Source organism: Betaproteobacteria bacterium, from assembly GCA_016791345.1.
GTDB lineage: Bacteria > Pseudomonadota > Gammaproteobacteria > Burkholderiales > JAEUMW01 > JAEUMW01.
The window spans coordinates 1-15,337 of sequence record JAEUMW010000125.1; the positions used below are offsets into that span (position 1 = coordinate 1).

Annotated in this window: 13 protein-coding genes; 6 read left to right on the forward strand and 7 right to left on the reverse strand. The window is 63.8% G+C overall.

The window, feature by feature from the left end; translation table 11 throughout:
- From JNK68_04990 to JNK68_05020, 7 genes are all read right to left on the reverse strand, one after another.
- Positions 1–674, reverse strand: a 674-nt coding sequence (locus tag JNK68_04990) for a hypothetical protein (GenBank protein ID MBL8539709.1), incomplete at its 3' end; no start/stop codon positions are given.
- A 343-nt stretch (positions 675–1,017) separates the two neighbouring features.
- A complete protein-coding gene (locus tag JNK68_04995) occupies positions 1,018–2,148 on the reverse strand; it encodes a glycosyltransferase family 4 protein (GenBank protein ID MBL8539710.1) in 1,131 nt (376 codons plus the stop codon).
- Positions 2,149–2,562: 414 nt separating this feature from the next.
- Entirely contained in the window at positions 2,563–3,537 is a 975-nt protein-coding gene (locus JNK68_05000; protein ID MBL8539711.1) for a D-glycerate dehydrogenase, read from the reverse strand.
- Positions 3,534–4,757: an MFS transporter gene (locus JNK68_05005; GenBank protein MBL8539712.1), complete on the reverse strand. Its 1,224-nt coding sequence runs from the start codon at positions 4,755–4,757 to the stop codon at positions 3,534–3,536. Before JNK68_05005 ends, JNK68_05000 begins: the two co-directional genes overlap by 4 nt.
- Before the next feature lie 87 nt (positions 4,758–4,844).
- Positions 4,845–6,260 carry a TRAP transporter large permease subunit gene (locus JNK68_05010; GenBank protein MBL8539713.1) on the reverse strand — a complete coding sequence of 472 codons (1,416 nt, stop codon included), beginning with the start codon at positions 6,258–6,260 and terminating at the stop codon, positions 4,845–4,847.
- An 8-nt stretch (positions 6,261–6,268) separates the two neighbouring features.
- The gene (locus JNK68_05015) at positions 6,269–6,934 is read right to left on the reverse strand and encodes a TRAP transporter small permease subunit (GenBank protein ID MBL8539714.1); all 666 of its coding nucleotides are present in this window, start codon (positions 6,932–6,934) and stop codon (positions 6,269–6,271) included.
- Positions 6,935–7,006: 72 nt separating this feature from the next.
- On the reverse strand, positions 7,007–8,146 hold the full coding sequence (locus JNK68_05020; protein MBL8539715.1) for a TRAP transporter substrate-binding protein: 1,140 nt from the start codon (positions 8,144–8,146) through the stop codon (positions 7,007–7,009).
- Positions 8,147–8,449: 303 nt separating this feature from the next.
- On the opposite strand from JNK68_05020, the gene JNK68_05025 reads away from it, so the two are divergent.
- The 6 genes from JNK68_05025 (at position 8,450) to JNK68_05050 (ending at position 15,326) form a co-directional block, all read left to right on the forward strand.
- Positions 8,450–9,796: an ArsB/NhaD family transporter gene (locus JNK68_05025; GenBank protein ID MBL8539716.1), complete on the forward strand. Its 1,347-nt coding sequence runs from the start codon at positions 8,450–8,452 to the stop codon at positions 9,794–9,796.
- A gap of 89 nt (positions 9,797–9,885) precedes the next feature.
- On the forward strand, positions 9,886–12,669 hold the full coding sequence (locus tag JNK68_05030; GenBank protein MBL8539717.1) for a monovalent cation/H+ antiporter subunit A: 2,784 nt from the start codon (positions 9,886–9,888) through the stop codon (positions 12,667–12,669).
- On the forward strand, positions 12,666–13,025 hold the full coding sequence (locus JNK68_05035; GenBank protein ID MBL8539718.1) for a Na+/H+ antiporter subunit C: 360 nt from the start codon (positions 12,666–12,668) through the stop codon (positions 13,023–13,025). The genes JNK68_05030 and JNK68_05035 overlap by 4 nt, the downstream gene beginning before the upstream one ends.
- Positions 13,022–14,581, forward strand: coding sequence for a monovalent cation/H+ antiporter subunit D (locus JNK68_05040; GenBank protein MBL8539719.1), 1,560 nt, complete (start codon positions 13,022–13,024; stop codon positions 14,579–14,581). Before JNK68_05035 ends, JNK68_05040 begins: the two co-directional genes overlap by 4 nt.
- Positions 14,578–15,063, forward strand: a complete 486-nt coding sequence (locus JNK68_05045) for a Na+/H+ antiporter subunit E (protein ID MBL8539720.1) — start codon at positions 14,578–14,580, stop codon at positions 15,061–15,063. The genes JNK68_05040 and JNK68_05045 overlap by 4 nt, the downstream gene beginning before the upstream one ends.
- Positions 15,057–15,326, forward strand: coding sequence for a K+/H+ antiporter subunit F (locus JNK68_05050; protein MBL8539721.1), 270 nt, complete (start codon positions 15,057–15,059; stop codon positions 15,324–15,326). The genes JNK68_05045 and JNK68_05050 overlap by 7 nt, the downstream gene beginning before the upstream one ends.
- The last annotated feature ends 11 nt before the right edge of the window (positions 15,327–15,337 follow it).

The window sequence follows — 15,337 nt, forward strand, 5'->3', positions numbered from 1 at the left end:
TGCACCACGATGTAGTGCCACACCCCTTTCTTGACGGCCTTGCTGAAGATCTTCGACGTCTTTCGGGTTGAGTTGCCGCCATCCAGGACGGTGTTCGAACTCAGCATCGCATCCATGGTGCCGTTGCGCCGCAGATAGAACGCCGGAGTCGGAAGACTGTTGCTGCTCGTTACACCATGCCCGAGCTCCATGATGTCGAGATCATCACCAGTGCCGTTGAACGGGTGATCGGAGTCCACATAGAAAGCGAATGCGGCCCAGTACGGCACGCTCTGCATCACGTTCGTGGGGGATGTCCACTGCGAGAACGCCTCTGCCCGCGCTGATTGATAGCCGCTGTCCTTCCGATAAGCCATGCCTTGGATGATCTTGTGGCGGTAGGCCTTCTTCGTCGAGCTTACGGGGTCGTTGGCTCTCATCACCGTAAACTGGCTCGTTTTGAAGTCAAGATAACCTGGCTCCGGGAACGCGGTGATAGTCCGCTGGATGTTCTTTCCCGATTGATCGACGCCAAGCTGCAGCGTGACGTACTTATTGTGTTGTGCGAGAGGGGTTCTCGGGTTGGCCGAGTACACTATTCGCGCATCGTTGTATTGTGGCGCGGCGGCGTGAGCAGCCGAGAGGTGAGTACCAATAGCCGCACCTGCCAGCAGCAGTGGCCAGTAGATCTTCATTGCGTTCTCCTGTCGAATTGAGATGTTGTTGTTTTTTGCGACAGTTCGAGCAAACCATATGCCGAGCAGCCGTGACAGGAATCTGGGGAAGTGCCCCTTCTGATCGCGTGCCTTTGCACGCGAAAAGGTACAGCTGGAATGCCGTTGATGGCGGAACGTACCGGTCGGAAATCCGGGCCTTGAGAAACGCCGGCGGATCCCTATCCGCTACGGCTTTTGCGCAACATGGCCACGAGGCAACTGCTCATCGGTGGATCTCCCACCGGTCAGCAGGAGAGTCATAAACACCGTACGCCGTTTGTCAGAAGGCGCAGTGCGGCTATGCGCTGGACGCGGCTTGAGTTTACTGCGCCCCGGCCGGTACGCTTGTGACGCCGAGGTTCTCGTAAATTTCGAGGAAGCGATTGCCCAAACGCGGCAACGTATGGTTGCTGAGAACACGCTCGCGCGCCGCGTCGCCGTATTGCGTGAGCTGGTCACGATGTTCGTGTAGCCACTTGATGGACGAAGCAAGCGCGCGCGGATCGTGAGGAGGGACGAACAACCCTTCCCTGTGATCGCGCATCACCTCCGGAATCGCTCCCACTTCACACGTGACGGGAACGGTCCGCGCCACCATGCTCTCGAGCAAGGCGTACGGCAACCCCTCGCGATGATACGTGGGAAAGACGAACACCTCGGATTCCAGCCAGAGCGCGTCCTTCTCAGGGCCAAACACCGAACCCTTCATCGTCACGCGGTCAGCGATCCCCAGCTCAGCGATTCGCTGCTCGAGTCGCTGCTGATCGGGACCTGAGCCGGCAATCGCGAGTTTGACGTCCACGCCTTCGTCGCGAAGCAGCGAAACGGCTTCCACGGCCTCGAAGACGCCCTTGACTTCGGCCAGACGCCCCATGAATACGAGACGCAATGGACGGTCCGCGTCGATGTCTGCCGTCGATCCCACTAGGTTGTCGACTTCGATTGCGTTCGGCGCGACCTTGAGTTCGACGTCCGGCGAGAATGCGTGGTAGGCCGTGCGCTGGAACTCCCCGAGCAACACGATCACGCTCGGCAAACGGAAAACCTTGCGCAGCAGCCTTCGCAGCAGCTCATTGTCGGGGGTGAAGTCGAGCGGGAGATCGCCGCCATGGACCTGGTAGACCACTTTGCAGCCGCAAGAGCGGGAGACGATCAGATACGCCAAATCCCGCCAGAACGCCTTTGCGTTCATGGACGTATTGATGTGGACGATGGGATGCTGGTAGCGGCGGATGGTTTTCGCCAGCTGCCATGGCGATACGAGAAGCCGCCACAGCTTCCGTAAGGACGACTCATACCTGCCTTCGCTTCCGACCTGGAAGTGCAGGAGCCTGAAGTGCTGCGCGAGATCCGTCCTAAGGAGTTGATTGAGGTGGGTACTGACGCCACTCACCGCAGTGAGCGCGGGACCCAGGAGAAGAACGGTCTGATGGATGTGGCCGGTGATGTGCATCGGATCGACCCCTAGAACATTGGCATTGCGTGCGCCTTGCTCCCGCTACCCTGCGGATCAGGCATACACCAAACTGAAGAACCCCCCCCCGAGACGGGACCGCAGGTTGTTTGGCAAATCTATACGATGGGCGGCCGCGGGGTCAACCTGTCGGCCCTGAAAAAACAGCGCTGTACAGGCTTCGCGTGAGACCCGGAGCCTGAAACGGAGGCGGCGGCTCGCCAACCTCGCTGGCGCTGCCCGGTACACACGAATACGAGACGCCGTGCGTGCCGATGTGGCACGTGCGTACGTGGGTCTCAGCCGGAGGGCTATCGAATTGCCGCAGGAACCAATCGGCGGCGGTGGCGTGGAACTACTTCCGAAATGCCCGGAACAGTCCCGCTATGAGCGCCTGGACCGGCGCCCGCCGCTTCACGCCTTCACGTCTGGATTGACCAGATTCTCCGGCGTCCCGCCCGTGAGCGCTGCGACCAGGTTGCGCGCCGCAGTCATCGCCATGGCAAGCCGCGTCGCGCGCGTGGAGCTGGCAATGTGAGGCGCCAACACGACGTTTCGCAGCTGACGGAAGCCGGGATGCAGTGCTGGCTCGTTCTCGTACACATCGAGCCCTGCGGCCAGAATTCGGTGTGATTCGAGCGCATCCACGAGCGCCTCGTCGTCGACGACGCCGCCGCGTGCGATATTCACCAGGATCGCGGTCGGCTTCATCTTCCAGAGCTCGGCGCGCCCGATGAGATGGTGGGTCTCCCACGAGTAGGGTACCGTGAGCACGACGAAGTCCGCCCATTCGAGCAGGGCATCCTTTTCTGCGTAGGCGGCACCGAGTTCCTCCTCGGTCTGCGCCGGCAGGCGGTTGCGGTTGTGGTAGCGCAGCGTCATGTCGAAACCGCGCGCTCGCCGTGCGATCGCTTGACCGATGCGCCCCATGCCGAAAATGCCGAGCGCCGCTCCATGGACGTCCGTACCGAGCAATTGCTTGAGTTCCCAGCGCGTCCAGTCGCCCCGGCGCAGATACGCTTCGGCCTCGGTGATGCGGCGGGCAGTCGCGAGGAGGAGCGCCCAGGCGAAGTCAGCGGTGCTCTCCGTCAGCACGCCCGGCGTATTGGTCACCTTGATGCCGCGGATGGTGCAGGCGCCGACATCGATGTTGTTGTAGCCGACGCCGATGTTGCACACCGCCTGCAGGCGCGGCGCTCGCGCGATCAGTGTGGCGTGGATCCGGTCGGTGATGGCGGTGACGACGCCATCGCAGTCCGCGAGTTTGTCAGCGAGCGCTGCGGCGTCCCAGGTTTCGTCCTCGGGGTTGGCGATAACGTCGAAATGATTGAGCAGGTAGGCCGTGACCTCGTCGAAGACGTCGCGCGTGACGAGAATTCTCGGTTTCATTCGGATGACTCCCTGTGAATGTTGCGGCAACCGGTTTCGCGCAGGCACAGAGCGCCGGCAAGCCCGGCGAGCGAAGCCAAGGCGAGCGTACCCACGGCGAGACGGAACGCCTCCGACCCCGCTGCGTGAACCCCCACCCCACCGCTCGCACGGTCCAGAATCCACCCCACCAGCGGCTGCAGAATGGCGGCGCCGAGGAAAACGCCGGTGTTCACGAGGCTCACCGCAACCCCGGCAAACTCGCGCCGGTTGACCTCCTTCGCGTTGGCGAGCGTCAACGTGAACGCGGCTCCGGTCAAACCCATCCCCAGGCACAGCCCAAGGCTCGCTGTGGCAGACATTGCGATGCCCATCAGCCACGGCAACCAACCACAACAGTAGGCGACCGCGGCCACGAGCAACACCGCTTTGCGCCGCCGCAGGCGGTCGGACACGATGCCGACAGTCATGGCACCCACTGCAAAGCCGAGCAGCATTGCACTCGTGTGCCACGTGGCAAGCGATCGGTCCATTCCATGAACATGCACAAGATAGGGCACCCCCCACAGACCCGCGAAGGTGAGCAGCGTCCCGGCAAGGCCGATGTTGGCGACGAAGCCCGGCCACGAGTAGCGGTTACGCATGACCTCCATCAGGCCGGTCGACCAGGGAATGACCCGACGGTGCGCCGGCACGGGAAACTCATGCGGGGAGTCGAGACCGACATCCTGCGGCCGGTCGTGCACGAAGCGCCACGACAGGGCCGCCAGAACGACCGACACGACGCCGGTCACAATAAATACCGTGCGCCACGATACGACGGTCACGAGCCATGCAAGAGGCGCCGCGGAGAGGATCGCCCCCATGTTGCCGAGGAATACCGTGACACCGGCCATGGTCGCGAACTCGCGCTCGCGAAACCACTCGGCCACCAGCTTGAGCAGCGCCACGAACATGACCGAGACGCCGAATCCGACGAGGGTGCGCCCCAGCATGGCAACGGCAAGGGTCGACGCCGTGCCAAAGGCAGCCGAGCCGGCACCTGCGATGAGACCCCCTGCCGTGACGATGCGCCGCGTGCCAAAGCGGTCGACCAGGACGCCGGTAGGGATCTGCATCACGGTGTAGACGTAGAAGTAGGTCGCTGCCAGCACCCCGAGGGCGACGCCGCTCGTGTGAAATGCCTGCGCGAGATCCCCTGCGATCGCCGCCGGCGCGACGCGGTGGAAGAACGAAAGCATGTAGCCTCCTGCCACCAGCGCGTAGGCCGTCCACCGCAGTCGCTGGAGGGAAGCGCCGGAGGCGCGCACGGCGAATACGCGGCCTGTCTACCGGTACAGATAGTTCGGCAGCCAGAGCGCGATCTCGGGCCACACATAGAGGAGGAACATGGCCAGAACCTGAATCGCCATGAACGGCATCATCCCCGCGAAGATCTGGTTCAGGGTCACGTGCAGGGGCGCCACGCCCTTGAGATAGAAGGCGGCCATCGCCACCGGCGGCGAGAGGAACGCCGTCTGCAGGTTGAGTGCGACGAGGATGCCGAAGAACAGCGGATCGATCTCGAAGTGCGCAATGAGCGGAATGAAGATCGGCATGAAGATCACGATGATCTCCGTCCACTCCAGAGGCCAGCCAAGCAGGAAGATGATGATCTGCGAAAGCAGCAGAAACTGGATCTTGGTCAAGCCAAGCGACAGAACCCAGTTGTTGATGATCTCCTGCCCGCCGAGCAGCGCGAACACCGCGGAGAAAAGTGCCGATCCCACGAAGAGCCAGCACACCATGGCGGACGTGCGCGCAGTCAGAAAAATCGATTCCTTGAGGCGCTGCCAGGTAAGTTGTCGGTATCCAATGGCAAGCAGAAACCCGCCCAGTGAGCCGATCGCTGCAGCCTCCGAAGGCGTCGCCAAGCCGAAGACGATGCTCCCCAGCACGCCCAGGATCAGCACCGTGAGCGGGAAGAAAGAGGTAAGGAGCATCCCCACCACTTGGAAGAACGGGACGTCGCTCTCCTCGGATGGCAGCTTCGGCGCAACCCTGGGATTGATGATCGCGCGGATGATCACGTAAACCACGTAGAGCACGGCGAGCCCTACTCCGGGTAGAAACGCACCGGCGTAGAGCTTGACGACCGATACGCCGGCGGTTGCCCCATAGAGGATCAGCATCACCGACGGGGGGATCAGGATGCCGAGGCAGCCACCGGCGGTGATCGCGCCTGCGGAGAGCTTGACGTCGTACCCCGCGCGCAGCATGGCGGGCAGCGCGAGCAGCCCCATCAGCGTCACCACCGCCCCGACGATGCCGGTGGCAGTAGCAAACGCCGCGCACGTGATGATGGTGGCCACCGCGAGCGAACCCGGCACGTGCTTCATGGCGAGCTGCATCGAACGAAACAGCTTGTCGATGATGTTGGCGCGCTCGATGATGTAACCCATGAAGACGAACAGCGGAATCGAGATCAGTACGTCGTTGGTCATGACGCCGTAGGTTCTCTGGACCATCAGGTCGAGGATGGAATTCTCGAAGATCGGCTGCCCGGGCTTGTAGAAGGAATAGAAGCCGAAGATCATGCCGAGCCCCATCAGCGTGAAGGCGGTGGGAAAGCCGAGCATGATCGCCACCACGATCAGCCCGAGCATCAAAAGCCCGATGTGGCCGTTCGTGATCTGCTCGGTCGAGAGGAAGATACCGGCGATGCAAGCGATCACGACCCCGAGCGAGACGAGGCCGACGGTCATCGGGCTCTTCATCGGTCTTCTCCGCGCCGGGCGTGCGGCCGCGTCGGATCGGCGAGGTTCGGCGGCTCGCCCTCGGTGTAGCGCTCGCCGGCGCGGGTCGGGACGTCTTCGGCCTGAACCATCTTCTTGAGCTCGTCCACGTCTACCTCCTCGACGTCGTGCGCGCGCCGGGGCCACGCGCCGGTTCGCAGGCAGATCACGCAGCGCGCGATCTCCGCCAACCCCTGCAACAGGACGAGGAATCCTGCGATCGGGATCAGCGTCTTGAAATGGTAGACGGGCGGACCGCTCGCCGTGAGCGACGAATGCTCGCGCAGTCCCCAGGCGATCTTCGCGAAGTCGATGCCGGCATACGCCAGTGCCGCGATGCCGGGGATGAAGAAGAGAAAGTAGAGCAGGAGATCGAGGCCAGCCTGCATCCGCGGCGGGAAGAAGCCATACAGCACATCGCCGCGCACATGGCCGTTGCGCGCGAGCGTGTAAGCCCCGGACATCATGAAGAGCGCGCCGTAGAGCATGTAGCTGACATCGAACACCCAGTCGGTGGGTGCCCGGAAAAGATATCGAGCGAAGACGTCGTAGCAGACGATCGCCGTCAAGATCACAATGGCCCAGGAAGAAGCCTTTCCCGCCCACGTGCTGAGGTTGTCGATCGCGTGGAGATACCTGCCCATCGGCTTCTCCAGAAAAAACGGCGCGGCCTGACGTCCGCGCCGGATGTCTACGAGTTGGACGGAATCCCGCGGCTACGCCTTCTTGAAGTAATGGTCGTAGGCGAATTCGTTGCTGACAATGGTGTCGTTGGACCAAGGCACGACGCGCTGCGCGAACTTGCGCTGGGATTCGATGATCTTGGCAAAGAGCGGATTCTCCGCGCTCTTGGCAGCGACAACCTTGTCCCACGCGGCAAGCTGGGCCTGCAGCACTTCCTTGGGAGTGCGGAAGAACTTCACGCCCTGCCCCTTCATCCCTTCGTAGTCCTTCGAGTAGCGGTCGACCGCCTTCCACGACATGTCCGCGCTCGATGCCTGCGCGGCATTGGCGAGAATGGCCTTGATGTCGGCGGGCAAGGCATCGTAGCGCTTCTTGTTGAACATGATCTCGAAGCACTCGAGCGGCTGATGGTAGCTCTGCAGCATGCAGATCTTCGACACATCGGGAAAACCCAGGAGCCGATCCGACGAGGCATTGTTGAACTCGGCCGCATCGATCAGTCCGCGGTCGAGCGCCGGCACGATCTCGCCGCCCGGCAGCGACACCACGGCTGAGCCCATCTCCTTGAAGACGTCCACCGACAATCCCACGGTGCGGTACTTGAGCCCCTTGAAATCGGCGGCGCTCGTCACCTGCTTCTTGAACCAGCCCAGCGGCTGAGTCGGCATGGGACCGTAGAGAAAGCCGACGACGTCGAACTTCATGACGTTCTGGTGCAGGTCGAGATAGAACTGCTTGCCGCCACCGTATTCGAACCAGGAGAGCAGCATGTTGGCATCCATCCCGAAAGACGGTCCGGTGCCGAAGAGCGAATAGGCGGAGTTCTTGCCGTACCAGTACGCCGCAACGCCGTGGCCGCCGTCGAGCGTGCCCTTGTTGACTGCGTCGATGAGGTCGAAGGCCTTGACCACCGCGCCCGCCGGCAGCACCTCGATCTTGAGGCGGCCGCCGGTCATTTCGTTCACCTTCTTGGCATAGTCGAGCGCGTACTCGTGGAAGATGTCCTTGGTCGGCCAGGTGCTCTGGAACTTGAAGGTCGTGGTCGGCTCCGATCTGGCGATCATCGGGAAGCCGAGAGTCGCCGCACCGCCCGCTGCGGCAGCGGTCTTCAGGAATCTGCGGCGCGTACCATCGGCGCTTCGCAGGCGCTTGTCAGTGTCTTTCCTGGCCATGTCTTCCTTCCTCCTCGTTGTTGTAGTTCCGTTCGCCGCGCACGGCGAAAGCCGCGCGCGCAGCAAGACCGAACGGTCAATTGATGGTAAGTCCCACCTCCTGCCAAATCAAGGTTTAGTGATAGCCCGATGGCGATGACTGAGGTCCGGCCGATTAACGGTACGGACACGTCCGCCGCTGCTTCGCCGCCCGATCACCCTGTTCCGGGAAAATGCACTTACAATCCCTACCGCCCACGCGGTCAACAAAGCTCTTGCCTGTCCGCGACGGTGCAATAGCGCGAAACGAACCTGAAACCCGACATGCACGGTACTAGCAAAGCAATCGACGCGATCTTTGGCTGGAGCCCCGTGTGGGTTGCGGGAGCGCTGTTTGTGGTGACCTACATCGTCATCATGAGCGAGCGGGTGAACCGCGCCATTGTCGCGCTCATCGGCGCGAGCCTCATGATCCTCGCGGGCGTGCTCACCCAGGATGCGGCGGTTCGCGGCCAGGACTTCAACACGCTAGGCTTGCTCGTCGGCATGATGGTGATCGTGGCGGTGACCCGCAAGTGCGGCGTGTTCCAGTATGTGGCGATCTGGTCGACGAAGAAGGTTCAGGCGCGGCCCTGGGGCATCCTCGTGACGCTGGCGGTCGTGACTGCGCTCTTCTCCGCGTTACTCGACAATGTGACCACGGTGCTTCTCATCGTGCCAGTTACGCTGCTCATCACTGAAGAGCTCAAGGTCCCCCCCTATCCCTACCTCTTCAGCACCATCTTGTCCTCCAACATTGGCGGCACGGCGACCCTCATCGGCGATCCGCCGAATATCATGATCGGCAGCGCGGTCGGACTGTCGTTCAACGACTTCCTCGTCCATCTGGCGCCGGTCTGCGTCCTTATCATGGCGGTCACGTTTATTCCGCTCTACGCGATCTGGGGCCGCCGTCTTGCGGCCAGCGAGGAATTGCGCGAGCGCGTGATGGGCTTCGACGAACGCAAAGCGATCACGGATGCGCGCCTCCTAAAACAGTCGCTCGTCGTTCTCGCCATCGTCGTGCTGGGTTTTGTTACGCACGACGCGCTCGGTCTCAAGCCTGCCACCATCGCGCTCTTCGGCGCGGCGCTGCTGCTCTTTCTCGAAAACTTCGGCCGCAGTTCAGAGCATCAGTCGCAGAACGTGCACCATGCCTTTGCGGAAGTCGAATGGATCACGATCTTCTTCTTCATTGGGCTTTTCGTCCTCGTCTACGGCATCGAGGAGGCCGGACTGATCCGGCTCATGGCCGAGCAACTGCTCGCCACCACCGGGGGCGACGTCACGGTCACGGCGCTCGCCATCCTCTGGGGCTCGGCGATCCTGTCGGCCTTCGTCGACAACATCCCCTTCGTGGCCACCATGATCCCCCTCATCAAGTCGATGGGGCCGGCGTTCGGCGGCGACGCCGCGCTAGTGCCGCTGTGGTGGTCGCTCGCCCTCGGGGCCTGCCTCGGCGGCAATGGCACACTGATCGGCGCTTCCGCCAACCTCGTCGTCGCCGGCTTCGCAGAACGTGCCGGAACACCGATCCGGTTCATGCGCTTTCTCAATACAGCACTGCCGCTCATGCTTTTCTCCATCGCCATCAGCCACGTGTATATCTACTGGCGTTACCTGCAGCATTGACAAGGAGTGCGCCCGGTCAAGGCTGTCCGCGGGCGCCACATTCACGGCATACTCTCGCAGCCGTCCGACCCTGACGCACGCCCGAGTCGATGAATCTCCTTCTTGCCCTCCTGCTGCCCCTCGCGGTCGGACCCTGGTTGCTGCCGCTTGCGGGACGCGTCGGCCGGGTCGCGGCCGCCTGGACAGCTGCAGCCCTCACGGCCACCTCGCTTGCCCTGGTGGCGGACCTCGCGCCGCCGGTGCTTGCGGGGGAAACCGTCATCGCGCACTGGCGCTGGTTTCCGCAGATCGGTCTCAGCCTGTCCCTGCGACTCGACGGCCTGTCTCTGCTCTTCGCCGGGCTCATCCTGGTCATCGGTCTGCTGATCATTCTCTACGCCCGGTATTACCTCGACGCGAACGACTCCCTGGGGCGGCTGCTCGGCCTCCTGATGCTGTTCATGGGCGCCATGCTCGGCATCGTGGTCTCGGAGAATCTACTTCTACTTTTCGTCTTCTGGGAGCTCACCAGCCTCTCTTCCTTCCTGCTGGTGGGCTACTGGCACCAGCGTCAGGACGCACGCGAGGGTGCGCGCACAGCGTTTGCGGTAACGGCAAGCGGCGGGCTCGCGCTGCTGGGCGGCCTCCTTCTGCTCTATCGCATGACGGGCACCTTCGAACTCACGCAGGTGCTGGCTGCAAACGAGGTGATCGCCGCGCACCCGCTCTACATACCCATGCTTCTGCTGGTGCTGCTCGGCGCCTTCACGAAGAGTGCGCAGTTTCCCTTCCACTTCTGGCTGCCGCAGGCGATGGCGGCGCCCACACCGGTGTCGGCGTACCTGCATTCGGCAACGATGGTGAAAGCCGGCGTCTTCCTGCTGGCGCGGCTGTACCCGGCGCTCTCGGGAACCGATCTTTTCTTCTGGCTGGTGAGCGGCGCCGGCATCGTGACGCTGCTCTTCGCCGCCGCGGTCGCCATTTTTCAACATGACCTGAAGGGGCTACTCGCCTATTCCACCATCAGCCATCTCGGGCTCGTCATGTTCCTGATCGGCCTCGAATCCCCGCTCGCTGCCGTCGCCGCAGTCTTCCACATCGTCAACCATGCGACTTTCAAGGCCTCGCTCTTCATGGCCGCCGGCATCATCGATCACGAGACCGGCAGCCGCGACATGCGCAAGCTGAACGGCCTGTTCAAATACATGCCGATCACCGCCACGCTGGCGATGGTCGCAGCATCGGCCATGGCCGGCGTGCCGCTGCTCAACGGATTCCTCTCGAAGGAGATGTTCTTTGGCGAAGCCGCAGGGTTGTCCGCGGAAACGCCGCTGTGGTGGCTGTTTCCGGTCGTCGCCACGCTGGCCGGTGCCTGCAGCGTCGCCTACAGCGTGCGCTTCATTCACGACGTGTTCTTCAACGGCGAGCCGGTAGGACTCGCCAAGGAACCGCATGAACCGCCGCGCTGGATGCGCGTGCCGGTGGAACTGCTGGTCGCAACCTGCCTCGTGGTGGGACTGATCCCCGGGCAGATCATGACGCCGATTCTCACCGTCGCCGCGCAGGCGGTGCTCGGCGCCCCGCCGCCAGCCTTCAGCCTTGCCATCTGGCACGGTCTCAACGCTCCCCTCGTGATGAGCATCATCGCACTCAGCCTCGGTTCTGCGATGTACTTCGCCCTGCAGCGCGGATACAACCTGCATCGCATCGCCGAGGGTAGCGCCATCGGCCGGCGTGTCTTCAATGCGCTTATCGTGCGCCTCATCACCTTCTCGCGCGAGCTCACGAGTGCACTGGCGAACGGCTCGCTGCAACGCTACCTCGTGTATTTTCTCGTCGTCGCCCTCGGCGCAGGCATGCTGCCCTTCGTGCGCCACGGCTATCAGACGGCGACCGAGGCGACGGCCCCGCTGCACGGTGCGTTCGTCGTGATCTGGCTGCTCCTCGTCGCCTCGACGCTCGCGACCGTGGCGTTTCAACGCGAGCGGTTCGTCGCGCTCATCACGCTGGGCATCGCCGGTCTCGCATCTGCCCTCGCATTCACCAGCCTGTCGGCACCGGATCTCGCCCTGACGCAGCTCTCGGTCGAAGTCGTCTCGGTCATCCTGATGCTGCTCGCCCTCTACCTCCTGCCGCAGGATTCGCCGCGCGAAGCCTCACCCCTGCGGCATGGACGCGACCTCGCGATCGCCTTGGCGGCGGGCGGCGGGATCGCCGCACTGGTCTACGCAGTGTTGGCCCGTCCGCTGCAGACGCTGTCCTGGTTCTACCTCGATCAATCGGTGCCTGGCGGCGGCGGCACCAATGTCGTGAATGTGATCCTGGTCGACTTCCGCGGCTTCGATACGTTCGGCGAGATCACGGTGCTCGCGATCGCGTCGGTCGTCGTCTACGCTCTGCTGCGGACGCTGCGCACGGACGTGCCGGCGACCGGTGCGTTGCCGGCCGACGAGGATCGGCATCCGCTCATGTTGCGCGTGGCAAGCCGCGCCGTACTTCCGTTCGCGCTGCTCGTCGCCGTGTACCTTTTCCTGCGCGGCCACAATCGGCCGGGGGGCGGGTTCGTGGCCGGGCTGGTGACCGCCGTTGCACTCACTGTGCAATATCTCGCGAGCGGCATCGCCCGGACCGAGCACCGGCTCAATATCCGCTTCTACCGCGTTGCCGGCGTCGGCCTGCTGACGGCGGGGGTGACCGGCATCGGCAGCCTTTTCTTCGGCGCTCCTTTCCTCACCAGCGCGCATGGCCATCCGCGCGTGCCGCTGCTCGGCGAGATACCGCTCGCCAGCGCGGCGCTGTTCGATCTGGGCGTCTTCCTGACCGTGGTCGGCGCAATGGTGCTGAGTCTCACGGCCCTGTCCCACGTGAACCGCTTCCGCGCGAGTCAGCCTTGACGCTGCTCTTCGCCAGTGCCATCGGCATCCTGGTCGCGGGAGGCGTCTACCTGCTGCTCAGACCCCGCACCTTCACGGTCATGATCGGCCTGGCTCTTCTCTCCTATGCCGTCAACCTGTTCCTGTTCGCCATGGGACGCCTCGTGTCGCTGCAGCCGCCGCTCATCAGCGCATCGGCCGCGGGTTATGCGGACCCGCTGCCGCAGGCCCTCGTGCTGACCGCGATCGTCATCAACCTCGGCATGACAGCGCTGCTCCTCGCCCTTGCCGTGCGCGCCCGCCTGGCTACAGGCAGCGATCACGTCGACGGCGTCGAGCCGGAGGAGACAGCGGCACGGGAGCAGCCGTCGTCATGAGCCATCTGATCGTGCTGCCGATCCTGCTGCCGCTTGCCTTCGCGGCGACCCTTCTGCTCGTCCCGGCGAACCAGGCGGGCATCGCGCGGACCCTCGGATTCCTCTCCTGCGCCGCTCTCGTCGGCGTTGCGCTGGCACTCTTCCACATGGCTGCCGGCGGCCTCTACACCGTCTATCCCCTCGGCAACTGGCCCGCGCCCTTCGGCATCGTGCTCGTCCTCGACCGGCTTGCCGCGAGCATGCTGCTGCTCACGTCGCTCGTCGCGCTCGCCGCCTTTCTCTATGCGCTGCGCGGCTGGGACGACCGCGGCCCGCACTTCGGCGCGCTCTTTCAGTTCCAGCTGATGGGCGTGAACGGCGCCTTCCTCACCGGCGACATCTTCAACCTCTTCGTCTTCTTCGAGGTGCTGCTGATCGCCTCCTACGGTCTTCTGCTGCACGGCGGCGGTCACAAGCGCCTGCGCGCCGGCATCCACTACGTCGTCCTCAATCTCGCAGGCTCGGCGCTATTCCTGATCGCGCTCGGCCTGCTCTACAGCGTCACCGGGACGCTCAATCTCGCCGACTTGCAGTTGCGCTATGCGGCGGTCAGCGCCAGCGACCGCGCGCTCGCGGAGACCGCAGCGCTGTTGCTGCTCGTCGTCTTCTCCCTGAAAGCTGCCGCCTTCCCGCTCGGTTTCTGGTTGTCCCGTGCATATGGTGCCGCGTCGGCCCCGGTTGCGGCATTGTTCGCGATCATGACCAAGATCGGCATCTATGCCATCCTGCGCGTGCATCTCTCGACCTTCGGCAGCGCTTCGCCTGCGCTCGACGCCTGGGCGGAACTGCTGCTTCCGGCAGCCCTCTTCACCATCGCGCTTGGCACCTTCGGCGCGCTCGCGGCACGGCGCCTGGCGGAACTCGCGAGCTATCTCACCATCGCATCGGTCGGCACACTGCTGGTGATGGTCGCTCTCGCCACGTCCGACAGCATCGCCGCAGGGCTGTACTATCTGGTGCACAGCACTTTCGTCACCGCCGCCCTCTTCCTCCTCGCCGAAGTTGTCGGCGAGCAGCGCGGTGAGCGTCACGATGCGCTGGATCCCGGACCGCAGGTCGTGCAGCCGACGCTGCTAGGATCGATGTTTCTCGTTGCGGCCATGGCGGCGGCCGGGTTGCCGCCTCTTTCCGGCTTCCTCGGCAAGACCAACGTGCTGCTTGCCGCGGCCGATGCGCCCGCAGCCGTGTGGATCTGGGTCGTGATTCTCGGTGGCAGCGCGGCGGCGTTGCTGGCGCTCGTGCGCGCAGGCAGCGTGCTGTTCTGGAAGGTCGATCCACCATTGGCGACCGCCGTGCCCGCAGGTACGGCTTTTCTGCGGCTGTTTGCCATGGTCATCCTGCTCGCACCGCTCGCTTCGCTCGCCGTGTTTGCGCAGTTCGCCTGGACGCAGGCCACCGCCACGGCCGAGCAGATCACGCACCCGGCCCGTTACCGCGAGGCCGTGCTCGGCACCGGCTACGCCGGCGATGCGGTGCGGCCCTACCGCATCTCGACCCAGCGGAGCGATGGCGAATGAGGTGGCAGCGCAGGCACGTGCTTGTGTTCAGCCTCTTCGTGTTCTGGCTGCTGCTCGCGGGCGACTTCTCCGCCGGCAACCTCGTGCTTGGCGCAGTGCTTGCCCTTGGCATCGAGCGCTACGCCCGTTCGTTCAATCCGGCGCCGATGCGCCGGGTCCGTCTGGGGGGTGTACCACATCTTGTCGCCATCGTCCTGTGGGACGTCGTCGTGGCCAATGTTCAGGTCGCGCGGCGTTCACTGGGACCCCTCGCGGGACTGCAGACTTGCTGGGTCGTCGTCCCGCTCGATCTCACCGACCGCACGGCGATCGCCCTGCTGGGCGCGATCATCACGACCACGCCGGGCACCGTCACTGCGTCGCTCAGCCCCGACCAAAGTCACTTCCTCGTACACGGACTCGTCGTCGAGGATGCGCAGCGACTGGTGCGGTCGATCAAACTGCGCTACGAGCGCCCGCTCAAGGAGATTTTCGAATGTTGAGCTTCGCCGTGAGCTTTGCGGTGGGGACGACCTCCCTCGCGCTGGCCATCGCCCTGTGGCGACTGTTGCGCGGCCCGGACGCCCCGGACCGGATCCTCGCGCTCGACACGCTCTACATCGACGCGATGGCCCTGCTGCTCGCCATGGGGATCGGCGTCGGTCATGACGTGGGTTACACCGGCGCTCTGCTGATCGCACTCATGGGATTCGTGAGCACGGTGGCGCTGGCAAGGTATCTGGCGAGCGGCGACATCATCGATTGACGGATGACAAA

Excerpts from the sequence above, each read along its gene's own strand:
- JNK68_05050 (MBL8539721.1), top strand. The coding sequence starts at position 15,057 with ATGTTGAGCTTCGCCGTGAGCTTTGCGGTGGGGACGACCTCCCTCGCG.
- JNK68_04995 (MBL8539710.1), bottom strand. The coding sequence starts at position 2,148 with ATGCACATCACCGGCCACATCCATCAGACCGTTCTTCTCCTGGGTCCC.
- JNK68_05005 (MBL8539712.1), bottom strand. The coding sequence starts at position 4,757 with ATGCTTTCGTTCTTCCACCGCGTCGCGCCGGCGGCGATCGCAGGGGAT.
- JNK68_05015 (MBL8539714.1), bottom strand. The coding sequence starts at position 6,934 with ATGGGCAGGTATCTCCACGCGATCGACAACCTCAGCACGTGGGCGGGA.
- JNK68_05020 (MBL8539715.1), bottom strand. The coding sequence starts at position 8,146 with ATGGCCAGGAAAGACACTGACAAGCGCCTGCGAAGCGCCGATGGTACG.
- JNK68_05000 (MBL8539711.1), bottom strand. The coding sequence starts at position 3,537 with ATGAAACCGAGAATTCTCGTCACGCGCGACGTCTTCGACGAGGTCACG.
- JNK68_05025 (MBL8539716.1), top strand. The coding sequence starts at position 8,450 with ATGCACGGTACTAGCAAAGCAATCGACGCGATCTTTGGCTGGAGCCCC.
- JNK68_05010 (MBL8539713.1), bottom strand. The coding sequence starts at position 6,260 with ATGACCGTCGGCCTCGTCTCGCTCGGGGTCGTGATCGCTTGCATCGCC.
- JNK68_05045 (MBL8539720.1), top strand. The coding sequence starts at position 14,578 with ATGAGGTGGCAGCGCAGGCACGTGCTTGTGTTCAGCCTCTTCGTGTTC.
- JNK68_05040 (MBL8539719.1), top strand. The coding sequence starts at position 13,022 with ATGAGCCATCTGATCGTGCTGCCGATCCTGCTGCCGCTTGCCTTCGCG.
- JNK68_05030 (MBL8539717.1), top strand. The coding sequence starts at position 9,886 with ATGAATCTCCTTCTTGCCCTCCTGCTGCCCCTCGCGGTCGGACCCTGG.